General features: G+C 42.0%; 13 protein-coding genes. 9 read left to right on the top strand and 4 right to left on the bottom strand.

Annotated features, from left to right (window positions below; translation table 11 throughout):
* Positions 1-54: 54 nt before the first annotated feature.
* Positions 55-1,467 (bottom strand): sugar transferase, encoded by a 1,413-nt coding sequence (locus NBH06_RS01170; protein WP_250792371.1) that lies wholly within the window; start codon positions 1,465-1,467, stop codon positions 55-57.
* A complete protein-coding gene (locus NBH06_RS01165) occupies positions 1,464-2,027 on the bottom strand; it encodes an L-threonylcarbamoyladenylate synthase (protein WP_040295907.1) in 564 nt (187 codons plus the stop codon). The genes NBH06_RS01170 and NBH06_RS01165 overlap by 4 nt, the downstream gene beginning before the upstream one ends.
* Before the next feature lie 323 nt (positions 2,028-2,350).
* Here NBH06_RS01165 and NBH06_RS01160 point away from each other — a divergent pair, with 323 nt between their 5' ends.
* The 3 genes from NBH06_RS01160 to NBH06_RS01150 all read left to right on the top strand — a co-directional run bounded on the left by NBH06_RS01160 (position 2,351) and on the right by NBH06_RS01150 (position 5,914).
* A complete protein-coding gene (locus NBH06_RS01160) occupies positions 2,351-3,166 on the top strand; it encodes a patatin-like phospholipase family protein (protein ID WP_021892098.1) in 816 nt (271 codons plus the stop codon).
* 12 nt (positions 3,167-3,178) lie between these two features.
* Complete coding sequence (locus tag NBH06_RS01155) at positions 3,179-4,897, top strand: alpha-amylase family glycosyl hydrolase (RefSeq protein WP_195342484.1); 1,719 nt, start codon at positions 3,179-3,181, stop codon at positions 4,895-4,897.
* A 78-nt stretch (positions 4,898-4,975) separates the two neighbouring features.
* A complete protein-coding gene (locus NBH06_RS01150; protein WP_008860906.1) occupies positions 4,976-5,914 on the top strand; it encodes a ribose-phosphate pyrophosphokinase in 939 nt (312 codons plus the stop codon).
* A 358-nt stretch (positions 5,915-6,272) separates the two neighbouring features.
* On the opposite strand, the gene dnaK is transcribed toward NBH06_RS01150, so the two are convergent.
* Entirely contained in the window at positions 6,273-8,183 is a 1,911-nt protein-coding gene (gene dnaK / locus NBH06_RS01145; RefSeq protein ID WP_008860904.1) for a molecular chaperone DnaK, read from the bottom strand.
* 347 nt (positions 8,184-8,530) lie between these two features.
* On the opposite strand from dnaK, the gene mce reads away from it, so the two are divergent.
* The 6 genes from mce (at position 8,531) to NBH06_RS01115 (ending at position 14,031) form a co-directional block, all read left to right on the top strand.
* Positions 8,531-8,944, top strand: a complete 414-nt coding sequence (mce, locus tag NBH06_RS01140) for a methylmalonyl-CoA epimerase (RefSeq protein WP_008860903.1) — start codon at positions 8,531-8,533, stop codon at positions 8,942-8,944.
* A gap of 4 nt (positions 8,945-8,948) precedes the next feature.
* The gene (locus NBH06_RS01135; RefSeq protein WP_195342485.1) at positions 8,949-10,502 is read left to right on the top strand and encodes an acyl-CoA carboxylase subunit beta; all 1,554 of its coding nucleotides are present in this window, start codon (positions 8,949-8,951) and stop codon (positions 10,500-10,502) included.
* Between the two features lie 20 nt (positions 10,503-10,522).
* A complete protein-coding gene (locus tag NBH06_RS01130) occupies positions 10,523-11,437 on the top strand; it encodes an OadG family transporter subunit (protein ID WP_008860901.1) in 915 nt (304 codons plus the stop codon).
* 25 nt (positions 11,438-11,462) lie between these two features.
* A complete protein-coding gene (locus NBH06_RS01125; RefSeq protein WP_021892102.1) occupies positions 11,463-11,894 on the top strand; it encodes an acetyl-CoA carboxylase biotin carboxyl carrier protein in 432 nt (143 codons plus the stop codon).
* Between the two features lie 4 nt (positions 11,895-11,898).
* Positions 11,899-13,056, top strand: coding sequence for a sodium ion-translocating decarboxylase subunit beta (locus tag NBH06_RS01120; protein WP_021892103.1), 1,158 nt, complete (start codon positions 11,899-11,901; stop codon positions 13,054-13,056).
* Between the two features lie 249 nt (positions 13,057-13,305).
* Positions 13,306-14,031, top strand: coding sequence for a DUF5131 family protein (locus NBH06_RS01115; protein ID WP_250792763.1), 726 nt, complete (start codon positions 13,306-13,308; stop codon positions 14,029-14,031).
* A gap of 48 nt (positions 14,032-14,079) precedes the next feature.
* Here the strand turns inward: NBH06_RS01115 and NBH06_RS01110 are convergent, their stop codons facing one another.
* Positions 14,080-14,976, bottom strand: a complete 897-nt coding sequence (locus tag NBH06_RS01110; protein WP_250792369.1) for a helix-turn-helix domain-containing protein — start codon at positions 14,974-14,976, stop codon at positions 14,080-14,082.
* Between the last annotated feature and the right edge of the window lie 122 nt (positions 14,977-15,098).

Below are 15,098 nucleotides of genomic sequence, written 5' to 3'. Positions count from 1 at the left end.
TCCCTTTGGGTATCTTCTATTTCTATATCTTCGTCTTCAATCATATATGTTTATTTATACTCCTTTTCCTGTAATAACGGTTCTGATGGTGTAGATGATAATTTTGAGGTCTACCAGCAAAGACATATTTTCCAAGTAAAGAATATCGTATTTCAACCGAGCTATCATTTCATCGACGTTTCGAGCATATCCGTATTTTACCATTCCCCAAGATGTGATTCCGGGGCGTATCTGATGCAATAATACGTAATAAGGAGCTCGTTCGACGATTTGACGGATAAAGTATTCCCGTTCAGGTCTCGGCCCTACGAGAGACATGTCTCCTTTCAATACATTCCAAAACTGTGGTAATTCGTCCAATCTGTATTTCCGTAATACTTTCCCTATTTTAGTAACCCGCTTGTCGTTTTCTTCCGATAACAAAGGGATTCCGTTCTCTGCATGGGCTTTCATCGTTCGAAATTTGTAAATTTTGAACGGTCTGTGCCTGTAACCTATGCGCTCTTGTTTGTAAAATATAGGACCGTTCGAGTCTTTTTTAATTAGTATGGCTAAGAGTAGAAACAAAGGAGAAAGTAAGATCAATGCGATAAAAGAAACAAAGATATCGATTACTCGTTTCATATTCTTTTCTCCCTCGGAGATAGCGCAATTACTCATGTCGATGAGCGGAGCCCCATAGATGTTGGTTAGTCTTACTCTCGAAGAGATAATGTTAAACTCGTCTGTCCCCAATTTTATGGGTAAGTTGAGTGGATATAGTGTATTGATAAGTTTATGAAGCTCTGCTAAATCGTTTTCTTCCGGGGCAACGACAAGCTCTTGAATGTTCTTTTGTTTACACAGCGAGGATAATTGTTTTATCGGGTATGTCCTTCCTTCGGCTTCCGGGGCAGGCGTTTCGTGGTTGACCCGAATGAATCCGACGATATGATAACCGAGCGATTGTCTGGGTTCTTCGAGTTCTTTCATTTGCTTGATTGCTTTGGGACCGCAACCGATGATAAGCGTGTTGAATTGCCATTTTCGGCGGTGAATCATAGATGTGGCATTTCCTGTGACAATGGCCCGCCCTGTATATACACAGACAAATTGTAAAGCATATAAAGCAAGTAGCAATTCGTAATTGTCTATTCTTATTCGTAGAACATCGTTGATGAGGGCAATAAAAAATATAAACAGTGTATTGACCAATACAGATCCCAATGTCTGTATTAATTCTTGAATGCGAGATTTGAAAAAAGGCTGGTTGTAATATCCCGACAAATAATAAACGCACATCATTAACAGCGGGAAAAGTATTTGTCCTTCTATGACACGAGGCGAAAGCAAATACATTTTCAATGATTCGCCCGCTGCAATTCCCGGAAAATGGAAACGGACAATATTGAAAAGGAACCACGATACATTCGATGTAAGGTAATCCCCCAGTACGTATCTCCGTATTTGTCGTTTACCGTTGATCACTCTCGTATAATCTTGATAGTTCCGTCGGCTTCGAGTTTGATGATACTCGACGGGAGGGACTCTTTTATTTCGTCTCTGCGTGCCGTTACGATATAATCGACGGCATTTTTTATTTCGTCCGATATTTCGGAAAAGTTATGGGGAGCCGCATTCCCGCTGATATTGGCCGAGGTTGATACGATAGCTTTTCTGAACTGTCGGCACAATCGTTGTGAGAACGGTTCTTTTGTGATGCGTATGGCTATGCTTCCGTCATCGGCGAGCAAATTCGTTGCAAGGTTGCGTGCTCCGGGATAGATGAGGGTAAGAGGCTTTACGGCCACATCGAGTAGTTGCCACGCCGTTTCGGGTACTTCCGAAACATAATATTCCACTTTCGCTTCACTGTCTGTAAGTATAATAAGGGCTTTGCTGTCGGCTCTCTGTTTGATTTTATAAACTCGTTGTACCGCTTCTGCATTGGTAGCATCGCAACCGATACCCCATATTGTGTCGGTGGGATATAAAATGATTCCCCCCCGCTGCATGACCTCGCAAGCCTGTTTTATATCGTCGTTGATTGTCATGGACATATCCTCTTGTTTCTGTTCAAGAAACAAAGATAATACAAACGAAAGCATAATGGTGAACAAATCTTCGTTTTTTAGGAGCTGTTTTGAAAAAAACTCCCGGGTAGTATTTCTTTTTTTGTTTGCCGGTATGCGCGCTTTGGGGGAACTTTTCATTAATGAGACGATAGGCGGTGTATTGGTGATAGTTCGTCGTACGCTTTGATTTAAGTTCCCCGACATATTTTTAAAGCATTATTTATAAATGGTTTGCTACATAATATATTGTGGCTTTATTGAAAAATGCTATCTTCGCACAGTAAACGAAAATGAAAATGGCAAGAGAAAGAGAGAATCTGCCGGTAGAAGTTCGCCCCTATCGTGTAGGCTTGACGTTGAGCGGGGGAGGAGCCAAAGGTTTTGCCCATGTAGGGGCATTGAAAGCAATGGAAGAATTGGGGATTCGGCCGGATATAATATCCGGTACGAGCGCAGGAGCTGTTATTGCGGTACTTTATGCCGACGGCTATTCACCCGATGAAATCTTAGACCTTTTTTCAGGTTTGTCTTTCAATGATTTGGCCGAAATAACTTTGCCCCGTTCCTGCTTTTTTAAAATAGATCGGTTTAAACATTTCTTGCAAAAGTCGTTGCGAGCAGTCAATATCGAGGATTTGTCTATCCCGGTTGTCGTTACGGCTACCGACCTTGATCATGGAAAGTATGTAGCATGGCGATCGGGAGAGATTGCCGAGCGGGTAACGGCTTCGTGTAGTATTCCTATTATATTTCCTCCGGTTCTTATCGATGGTACGCATTATGTCGATGGAGGTGTCTTGCGTAATTTGCCGGTTTACCCCATTCGTCCCGAGTGCGATGTCGTTATAGGTATCAATGTGAGCCCGTTAGTTAATAAGCAATATAAGCAATCGATATTGGATATAGCGGTTCGTTCATATAGCTTCATGTCTAAAAGCAATGTGATCGAGGATATGAAATTGTGCGATCTTTTTATTCCTATGAAAGAGGCTGCACGATATGCCGTATTTGATATTCATGCTTTGCGTGATATCGCTAATGTCGGCTATCAGCAGACATTGAAACTTTTTACAGGAAAACATGCTTCCAAAATAAATGAATTGAATAAATAAAAAACGCGCGATATGTCCGATGAGAAAATAGTTATCTATCAGGTTCTCCCCCGATTGTTCTCCAATATGTGCGATACATGTGTCCCTAATGGTACTTATGTGCAGAATGGAGCCGGTAAGTTAAACCATTTTACCTCGAAAGTCTTACGAGAGATAAAAAAGTTGGGTGCGAACTATATTTGGTATACGGGGATTATAGAACACGCAACCAAGACAGACTATTCGAAATATGGGATTCGAAAGGATAATAAATATGTGGTTAAGGGTGAAGCCGGGTCGCCTTATGCTATCAAAGACTATTATGATATAGATCCCGATTTGGCCGAAGATCCATCGGCACGTATGCAAGAATTCGAGGCGTTGGTAACCCGTACACATGAAGTCGGATTGAAAGTAGTACTTGATTTCGTGCCGAATCATGTGGCTCGTCAATATCATTCTGATACTGCGCCAGAAGGTGTCGATGATTTGGGTGCTCATGACAACAAGGAGATGCATTTTTCTCCTTCCAATAATTTTTATTACATACCTCGGCAGGCATTTACGCCGCAATTTTACATAGGTGAAGGAGAGGATCGCTATTTCGAATATCCTGCGAAGGCAACCGGAAATGATTGTTTCGGGGCTTTCCCGGGAGAATATGACTGGTATGAAACGGTGAAGCTGAACTATGGAGTGGATTATACAGGAGGTGGCCGTTGTCACTTCGACCCTATACCCGATACATGGTACAAAATGCTCGATATTCTCCTATTCTGGTGTGGGAAAGGTGTTGATGCTTTTCGTTGCGATATGGCCCACATGGTTCCTGTCGAGTTTTGGAATTGGGCTATTTCGAAAGTGAAAGGAAATTATCCCTCGGTTATATTCATTGCAGAGATTTATGATCAGGCGTTGTATCGGGTTTATATCGAGAAAGGTAAATTCGATTACCTATATGATAAAGTAGGATTGTACGATAAATTGAGAGGGGTATTGTGTCATCAGGTATCGGCTGCGCAGCTCACTTATTGTTGGCAGTCTGTCGATGGAATAGGAGGAAAAATGTTGAATTTTCTCGAAAATCATGACGAACAGCGCTTCGCTTCCGACCAGTTTGCCGGTGATGCCGATAAAGTCCTCCCTGCATTGGTCGTTTCGTCGATGATGAATACAGGACCTATGATGATATACTTCGGACAGGAATTGGGTGAGCGTGCAGAGGATGCCGAGGGATTCAGTGGAAAAGATGGTCGTACGACGATATTCGACTATTGGAGTGTGCCCACGGTTAGACAGTGGTACGATAGCGGGCGTTGCTCGGTATCTAAATTGTCAGCAAAGCAGAAAAAACTACGAAATTTGTATAAAACGGTTCTTAATATTAGTCGTTTGGAATCAGCTGTTGTTCATGGCGATTTCTTTGATTTGATGTATGTCAATGGGGAAAATCCATGTTTTAATCCGCATCGGCAATATGCATTCCTTCGTAAATATGGAAATGAGTTATTAGTTATTGTTGTTAATTTCGATGACCGGCAGGCGAATGTGAAGATCAATATCCCCGATCATGCATTCGAAACGATGAAAATAGTTCCGGGTAAATACGAGGCATTAGAACTGATTGGAGGAGATAAAGAGATGAAGGAGTTGAGTCCCGAAATACCGTTTGCTTGCGCCCTTTCGGGGTATGGAGCTGCGGTTTGGAAAATAGAGTTAAAAAATTTTTCCAAAGAGATACAGAAAAAATAAAAAAGTACAGGAAAATTTTGAAATAGAAATTGTACCTTTGCCGTACAATTAATAATCTCTGTTTTACACACAAAAATCATGAGTCAAACACCTCCTTTCAAGGTATTTTCGGGAACCAATTCAAGGTATCTCGCTGAGAAAATTTGTAATAGTCTGGGTTGTGAGTTAGGTCAAATGAACATTCAGCATTTTGCCGATGGAGAATTTGCCGTTTCTTTCGAAGAGTCGATCCGTGGTTGTCAAGTCTATTTAGTGCAATCGACATTTCCCAATTCCGACAATCTGATGGAATTGTTATTAATGATCGATGCTGCCAAACGAGCTTCTGCCAAGTCTATTGTAGCTGTTGTTCCTTATTTCGGGTGGGCTCGCCAAGATCGCAAGGATAAGCCACGTGTTTCCATTGCTGCGAAATTGTTGGCCGATATATTGAGCGTTGCAGGTATCAATCGCCTTATAACGATGGATTTGCATGCCGATCAAATACAAGGTTTCTTCGATGTTCCGGTAGACCACTTGTATGCTTCGTCTGTATTTATTCCCTATATTCAGTCTTTGAAATTGAAAGATATGGTGGTTGCTACCCCCGATGTGGGTGGTTCCAAACGAGCCAGTACTTATGCCAAATACTTGGGTGTACCTTTGGTTTTATGCCATAAACAACGGGCTAAGGCCAATGTGGTAGAAAGCATGACAGTGATAGGAGATGTAGAAGGAAAGAATGTCATTTTGGTAGACGATATGGTCGATACGGCCGGGACGATAACCAAAGCAGCCGATTTAATGATGAGCAGAGGAGCTCTTTCGGTACGTGCCATAGCTTCTCATGCCGTGATGAGCGACCCTGCCAGCGAACGGGTTCAAAACTCTTCTATGACCGAATTGATTTTCACGGATAGTATTCCTTACACCAAAAAATGCGATAAGGTACATATCCTCAGTATCGCTGACTTGTTTGCCGATACTATTCGTCGGGTCTACGAGAATAAGTCTATCAGTTCGCAGTACCTCCTGTAATTGGGAAGTATAGAATCTAATATAATGTTACCGGGTCTATTGCAAAAAGCAAATAGGCCCGGTAATTTTTTAGGAGAGAGGGTAAATTCATTTTGAACGCTTTCCCTGTATTTTTTCGAATTGAAAAATATTGATAAGAAAACGAGGAATATAACAATGGATAGGGAGGCTGAACCTATGTCTTAAAGGTTCGAGAATTAATCACCCTTTATTATCCTTAGCTTTCGTGTGTGAGTAGAATTTAGAGTCTGAATTTTGGATTATTGGGGATAATGGAATGAAGGAAGAGGACGTTAAAAAAAATAATCTGTGTAACTACTACACAGATTATTTTTTCATTATCGTTGTTTGTTGCAACTTACTTCACTTCCTCGAAATCGACATCGGTAACATCTTTACCATTATTTCCGCTTTGTGAAGCATCTGCACCCGGTTGAGCTTGTTGTGCTCCGGCAGCTTGTTGTTGAGCCTGAGCATTGTACAAGTCTTGGGCGGCAGCTTGCAATACATTGTTCAATTCGGTCGAAGCGGCATCGATACCGGCAATATCCTGAGCTTTGTGAGCTTCTTTTAATTTAGCCAGAGCCGACTCGATAGCGCTTTTTTTGTCTGCCGGAATCTTGTCTCCCATTTCATTAAGCTGTTTTTCGGTTTGGAAGATGAGAGCATCGGCATGATTCAGTTTGTCGATACGTTCTTTTTCCTTTGCATCGTTTTCAGCATTGGCAGCAGCCTCGTCCTTCATTCGTTTGATTTCGGCGTCGGTCAACCCGCTCGATGCTTCGATACGTATGCTTTGTTCTTTACCTGTACCTTTGTCTTTGGCCGATACATTCAAGATTCCGTTGGCATCTATATCGAACGTGACTTCGATTTGAGGCACACCCCGCATGGCTGCCGGAATTCCGTCCAAGTGGAATTTACCGATAGTTTTGTTGTCTTTTGCCATAGGGCGCTCACCCTGTAATACATGGATTTCAACTGAGGGCTGGTTGTCGACAGCCGTCGAGAAGACTTCCGATTTACGGGTAGGAATAGTCGTGTTGGCGTCAATCAATTTGGTCATTACGCCACCCAGTGTTTCGATACCCAATGAAAGGGGAGTTACATCGAGTAATAATACATCTTTCACATCACCAGTCAATACCGCACCTTGAATGGCAGCACCTACCGCAACTACCTCATCGGGGTTAACACCCTTTGAAGGAGTTTTTCCGAAGAATTTTTCTACAATCGCTTGTATAGCAGGGATACGAGTAGAACCACCCACGAGAATTACTTCGTCTATGTCAGAGGCACTTAAACCCGCATCTTGCAAAGCCTTGCGACACGGTTCGATAGTAGCCTGAATCAATCGGTCGCTCAATTGCTCGAATTTGGCACGAGTCAATGTTTTAACCAAGTGTTTGGGTACACCGTTCACCGGCATAATGTAAGGTAAATTAATCTCGGTCGATGTCGAGCTCGACAATTCTATTTTAGCTTTTTCGGCTGCTTCTTTCAAACGTTGCAAAGCCATCGGGTCTTCTCTCAAATCGACACCTTCGTCTTTTTTGAATTCATCGGCAAGCCAGTCGATGATAACGTGGTCGAAGTCATCACCGCCGAGGTGAGTATCACCGTTGGTCGATTTTACTTCGAATACACCGTCTCCCAATTCAAGAATAGAAATATCGAACGTACCACCACCCAAGTCAAATACGGCGATTTTCATGTCTTTATTTGACTTGTCAAGGCCGTAGGCCAATGCGGCAGCAGTAGGCTCATTGACAATACGACGTACATTCAAGCCTGCGATTTCACCGGCTTCTTTCGTGGCTTGACGTTGAGAATCGTTAAAATAGGCCGGTACGGTAATAACGGCATCGGTTACTTCTTGCCCTAAGAAATCTTCGGCTGTTTTTTTCATTTTTTGAAGAATCATTGCCGAAATTTCTTGTGGAGAATAGAGACGACCGTCGATGTCTACACGCGGTGTATTATTATCGCTTCTTACTACTTTGTAAGGTACGCGAGAAATTTCGTTAGCTACCTGATCGAATGTTTCACCCATGAAACGTTTAATCGAGAAAATAGTCCTCGTAGGGTTGGTGATGGCCTGACGTTTGGCAGGTTCTCCCACCTTGCGTTCACCACCATCTACGAAAGCCACGATCGAAGGAGTCGTACGACGGCCTTCACTGTTGGCAATTACTACCGGCTCGGTTCCTTCCATAACGGCGACACACGAGTTGGTTGTTCCTAAGTCAATACCAATAATCTTTCCCATAATTTTATATCTTTTATTGTTAATTCGTTATTTTGTTTACTATCTGTTTTTTTATAGACACAACATCTTGTTCAAATGTTATGCCAAAAAACGAAAGCAAGGAAAATGTTTTTTTTTGTCAGACTTTTCCAAAGTGCTTTGTTGTCCTGTGTCAGTAATGCTGTCGATTTGTCATATTGACTTTGCTCTTTTGTTTATCTAAAAAACGCAAACGAGCGAGTATGGGTTGGTTCTGTTTGTACTTATTTCCCCGATTTATTTCGTTATTAAACCGAAATGATGTAAATTTGCCAATCTTATAAACAGGAATTTTTATCGAAAGTATAGTTAACTAAATACTAATTATTATGAACATTTCTCACATTGAACATTTGGGAATCGCTGTGAAGAGTCTCGAAGAAGCCATTCCTTATTATGAAAACATTTTAGGTCTTAAATGCTATTCTATTGAAGAGGTTGCCGACCAGAAAGTGAAGACGGCCTTTTTCAAAGTGGGGCAGACCAAAATCGAATTATTGGAGCCGACAAGCGAGGATAGCACTATTGCCAAATTTATAGAAAAACGCGGCGAGGGAATTCATCACATGGCGTTTGCTATCGAAGACGGTGTCGCCAATGCTTTGGCCGAAGTAGAAGCCAAAGGGGTACGCCTTATCGATAAAGCTCCTCGCAAAGGAGCCGAAGGGTTGAACATCGCATTTCTTCACCCCAAATCCACTTGTAGCGTATTAACCGAACTTTGTGAAAATCCTAATAAATAAGAATATGAGCAATCAACTTGAAAAGGTACAAGAGCTGATAGAACTACGCGCTCAGGCTCGCTTGGGCGGTGGACAGAAAGCTATCGATAAGCAACACGAGAAAGGCAAGTATACGGCTCGTGAACGTATTGCGCAACTCCTTGATGAAGGCAGTTTTGAAGAATTGGATATGTTTGTGAAACACAGATGTACCAATTTCGGACAAGAGAAAAAATCATTTTTAGGCGACGGTGTCGTTACAGGTTATGGTACGATAGAGGGTCGCCTTGTTTATGTTTTCGCTCAGGATTTTACTGTGTTCGGTGGTTCTTTGTCCGAGACAATGGCTTTGAAAATTTGCAAAGTCATGGATATGGCCATGAAAATGGGGGCGCCTTGTATCGGTTTGAACGACTCGGGTGGAGCTCGTATTCAAGAAGGTATCAATGCTTTGGCCGGTTATGCCGAGATTTTCCAACGTAATATCATGGCTTCTGGAGTTATACCTCAGATTTCAGCTATATTGGGTCCGTGCGCCGGTGGTGCGGTATATTCTCCTGCTTTGACCGATTTCACGATCATGGCGAAGGGTATTTCGTATATGTTTTTGACCGGGCCGAAAGTGGTAAAGACCGTTACAGGTGAAGATGTTACACAAGAGGCTTTGGGTGGAGCCGAAGTTCATTCTGCTAAATCGGGTGTAGCTCATTTTGCTGCCGAGAATGGAGAAGAAGCTCTGTCTATTATTCGTAAACTCATCAGCTATATACCGCAGAACAACTTGGAGGAAGCTCCTTTGGTTCCTTGTAATGATCCTATCGATCGTTTAGAGGATTCTCTCAACGAAATTATTCCTGATAGCCCTAATCGTCCGTACGATATGTACGAAGTAATCGGTGCTATTATCGATAATGGTGAATTTTTGGAAATACAGCGAGATTATGCTAAAAATATCATCATCGGTTTTGCCCGCTTCAATGGACAATCTGTCGGTATTGTCGCTAACCAGCCTAAATATTTGGCCGGTGTTCTCGACAGTAATGCTTCCCGCAAGGCTGCTCGTTTCGTGCGTTTCTGCGATGCATTCAATATTCCTATTGTAAGTTTGGTCGATGTACCGGGTTTCTTGCCGGGAACCGGACAAGAATACAATGGTGTGATCCTGCATGGAGCCAAATTGCTTTATGCTTATGGTGAAGCTACTGTGCCTAAGGTGACTATCACGTTGCGTAAATCGTATGGCGGTTCGCACATCGTGATGAGCTGTAAGCAATTACGGGGTGATATGAACTACGCATGGCCTACTGCCGAAATCGCCGTTATGGGTGGGGCCGGAGCCGTGGAAGTTCTTTATGCCAAAGAAGCCAAAGAAGCTGAGGATCCAGCTAAATTTATGGCCGAGAAAGAAGCCGAGTATACCAAGTTGTTCGCTAATCCTTATAATGCGGCCAAGTATGGATATATCGACGACGTTATCGAGCCTCGTAATACCCGTTTCCGTATTATACGTGCATTACAGCAATTACAGACTAAGAAGTTAACAAATCCGGCTAAAAAGCACGGAAATATTCCTTTGTAATACATTAAAGTATATAAGCGATGAATAAAAAAATCTTAGGGGTATTCCTGTTCGCCGTTTTTACGATGTCTTCGGTGTGGGCACAGGGCCGCAAAGGATTGCGTATTAATGAAGTCTTGGTTACGAACGAGACGAATTATCAGGACGATTACGGTTGTCAATCGGCTTGGATAGAGATATTTAATACGACCTTCGGTACTGTCGATATACGCAGTTGCTATTTGACAAACGATAGGAATAATCCCAAAAAGTATCCTATTCCCAAAGGCGATGTACTTACAGAAATGCCTCCTCGTCAGCATTTGCTGTTTTGGGCAGATGATATGCCCAATAGAGGGACTTTTCATGTGAATTTTAAATTGGATCCCGATAAGGATAATTGGATTGGGCTTTATGATGCTAATGGAAAAGATCTGATAGACTCGGTGACAGTTCCTGCCGGTATTCCTGCCGATCACTCCTATGCTCGTATCGAAGATGGTGTAGGGCAGTGGATCATCAAAGGCGGTGATGAGACATCGGGGTATGTGACTCCAAGTACGAATAACGTTACGCTCGACTCGAATGAAAAGATCGAAATGTTTTCGGAACATGATCCTTTTGGTGTAGGCATGGCTATTATGGCGATGGCTATTGTATTTTCCGGATTGTTACTGCTTTATTTGATGTTCCGCTTGATTGGTCAAATAACGGTGTTTGTTAAAAAGCGTAATGCTATGCGGGTTCACGGAATATCCGATAAGGAAGAGGCTAAGGAAAAAGGTCTTGGTCGTGAATCGGGCGAAGTGTATGCCGCTATTGCTATGGCTTTATATCAACATCTCGAAGTACACGATGTGGAAGATACTATACTAACCATAAACAAAGTGAAGAAAGCGTATTCGCCGTGGAACTCTAAAATTTATTCTTTGAGGGAAGTTCCCAATAAAAAGTAATTCTCAAAATAACGATTAAAATCTTATGAAAGAATATAAGTATAAAATCAATGGAAATCTTTACAAAGTTTCCGTTGGAGAGATAGAAAAAAACATAGCCCATGTCGAGGTTAACGGTACTGTTTATAATGTCGAGATGGAAGAAGCTGCACCTGTAAAAGTGAGTGCACCTAAACCCTCTTCGGCTCCTCGTACGGCTACGGGAGAACCTGTTATTTCCAAACCCACGTCTGTAAGTTCTGGTGCAGATGCTGTAAAATCGCCGCTGCCCGGTGTTGTCAATGATATTTTAGTAAAAATTGGCGATACGGTGAATGTGGGACAGACTGTGCTTATTCTTGAAGCTATGAAGATGGAAAATAATATCAATGCTATCAAGAGTGGTAAAGTTACAGCCATCAAAGTAAATAAAGGTGATTCGGTACTCGAAGGAACCGAACTTATTATAATAGAATAAGGCTATGGGATTTATAGATTTCTTAGGAGATAATTTGGTTCAATTTTGGGAATATACAGGTTTTGCCAATTGTACACTCCCTCATTTGGCCATGATATTGGTCGGATTGTTCTTTATCTATTTGGCAATAAAGAAAAATTTCGAGCCAATGTTGCTTGTGCCCATCGGTTTCGGTATTCTCATCGGGAACATTCCTTTCAAAATCGATGCTGGTCTCGAAGTTGGTATTTATGAAGAAGGCTCGGTACTTAATATCCTTTATCAGGGAGTGAGTGCCGGTTGGTATCCGCCGTTGGTCTTTTTAGGTATTGGAGCAATGACCGATTTCTCGTCGCTTATCGCTAATCCTAAATTGATGTTAGTAGGTGCGGCTGCCCAGTTTGGTATTTTCGGGGCTTATATGGTTGCTTTGGCTATTGGTTTTGCTCCCGATCAAGCTGGTGCAATCGCCATTATCGGTGGAGCCGATGGTCCTACGGCTATATTCCTTTCATCGAAACTGGCGCCGAATCTTATGGGGGCCATTGCGGTTTCGGCATATTCTTATATGGCCTTAGTTCCGGTTATACAGCCTCCTATCATGAGGTTGCTTACAACGAAGAAAGAACGGGTTATTCGTATGAAACCGGCGCGTGCGGTTTCTCAGAATGAGAAAATTATGTTTCCCATTATTGGGTTACTACTTACCTGCTTCTTAGTGCCTTCGGGTCTACCGTTGTTGGGTATGTTGTTCTTTGGTAATTTACTTCGTGAAAGCGGTGTTACCTCTCGTTTGGCTAAGACGGCGAGTGGTCCTTTGTGCGACATTGTGACTATTCTGTTAGGTATGACCGTGGGAGCATCTACGCAAGCATCCGAGTTTTTAACACCCAGTACACTCGGTATTTTCGCCTTAGGTTTCATGGCATTTATCATAGCTTCTGCTTCGGGTGTATTGTTTGTCAAGATATTTAACCTTGTATTGCCCAAGAGCAAGAAGATTAATCCGCTTATCGGTAATGCAGGTGTATCGGCTGTACCTATGTCGGCGCGTATTTCCAACAATATTGGTCTTGAATACGATTCGACAAACTATCTGTTGATGCACGCTATGGGACCCAATGTAGCCGGTGTTATAGGCTCGGCCGTGGCTGCCGGTGTTCTACTTGGATTCTTATCGTAATTACACGATTGAATAAAAAATGGAGGAGGTATGTCTGTTATCATGACATACCTCCTCCATTTTTTATGTCTTTGTAACTACGAAAATAGGATGCGGTTCGGCATGGTCGAATTGGAAACAGGAATTCCGTTTGTCTCTGCGCTCACCTTTCGCTATCTTTGCATAAAATGCAGGGTTGTGTCTTGGTATAATTGTGGTAATTTTCTGTATGACAGAGACTGCCTTTGCAAAAAAATAGGGAGTGTGAGTATGTCGGTTTCGTGGAATTTGTGGCATGGTTGTCATAAAATAAGTGAAGGGTGTAGGCATTGTTATGTATATAGGCAAGATAGCCGATATGATAAGGATAGTAGCGTCGTGACACGTACGGCAGCTTTCGATTTACCTTTGCGTCGTAAACGTAACGGTGATTTTCGTATACCCTCGGGTGAAATGGTATATACGTGTTTTACTTCCGATTTTTTTCTTGAAGAAGCCGATGAATGGAGAGCCGAAGCATGGGCTATAATTAGGGAACGCTGTGATCTATCGTTTCTAATTCCGACGAAACGTATAGACCGTTTCAGAGTATCTTTGCCCAGTGATTGGGGCGATGGTTATGACCATGTCGCTATTGCTTGTACCGTAGAAAATCAAGACAAGGCGAATTATCGGTTGCCTCTTTTTCGTTCGTTGCCTATACGGCATAAACTATTGTTTTGTGCTCCCTTGTTAGGAGCGTTGGATTTGTCTGGCTATCTCGATGACGATATAGAGGAAGTGTCGGTCGGAGGAGAGTCGGGTATGGATGCGAGGGTTTGCGATTATGATTGGGTGTTGGATATACGCCGACAATGTATAGCAGCCGATATCCCGTTTAGCTTTCACCAAACCGGAGCCCGATTGCGTAAAGGAGGGAAGGTATATCGTATTCGTCGGGAATTCCAGCATTCACAGGCGCGACGTGCGGGGATAAATTATAAAATCGATAGGTAATTCTTTCCAAAAAGCAAAGTAATTTCTCGGTGGGTGTATGAAAAAAATTTATTCGCTCGATCTATATTCGCTAGGGGAGAGTCCGGTTTGGTGCTTAAAATATTTCCCGAAAAACGATTGAGTCGAAAAATTTAAATGATAGGCGATTTCCTGTATACTCATGCCCGAAAATTTCAGAAGATTTTTGGCTTCGAGTATTACATAATCATCGATCCATTGAGCCGCTGATTTTCCTGTTTGTTTCTTTATCAGAGTCGAAAAATATTTGGGTGTGATACACAATTTTTCTGCATAAAAAGTAACGCTTCGTTCTTGTGTGTGATATTGGGTGAGTAGGGTGATGAATTTTCCGAAAAAGATTTCCTGTCGACTCATTTTAACGTCATTTTTGGAGGGTGAATCATGGGTAAGTATCTTGTCATGAATTTTATACGCAAGAGCAGAACCGAGTCTTAGGAGCGTTGCAGTCTTCTTGGGTGTATCTTGTGTGTGGCAAATGAGCTGCATGAGAGAGATAAACCGACAAAAAATATCAGTATCTTCATTAGATAAATGAAAGCAAGATTCTTTTTGTATTTGCATGTATAGAGGAATCATGTCTCGTGCGTCTAGGAAGGATTGTTCGAAGAAAGCGCTTGCAACGGCTATCCCGTAGAATTTACAATTGCCTATATCTTTTACCTGTATAATATTTTCAGGAGTGTTTATAATCATCATGTTGGTAGTGATGCGATATTCCTTTAAATTAATATTGCATATTAGTTCTCCTTCTAAACATATTACAGCTACCAGAGCATCAACTCGACAAGGATATTTGAACAATTCGGTGTTCGGTAAATTTTCTCCGATAATGATGAAGTCATCATCTAATCCCGTGGGATTATTTCTTTTTATCAATTTCGAAAGTTGGGCAAGAGTGAAACTTTCGATGCCTTTTTTATCCATAAATACGATATTTTGCCCAAATGTAACTAAATAACTTAGAATTTTAGCTGTGAATATTATTTAAATACGACTTTTAGAACATCAACTGTGAAAAAGAGGACTTTGTCGATGGAGGGCTTTGC

This window comes from Barnesiella sp. B2-R-119 (assembly GCF_023656675.1).
In the GTDB taxonomy this organism is placed as follows: domain Bacteria; phylum Bacteroidota; class Bacteroidia; order Bacteroidales; family Barnesiellaceae; genus Barnesiella; species Barnesiella intestinihominis.
Note: the sequence above shows the minus strand (reverse complement) of the source record. Positions and strands in the feature narration are given on the sequence as shown.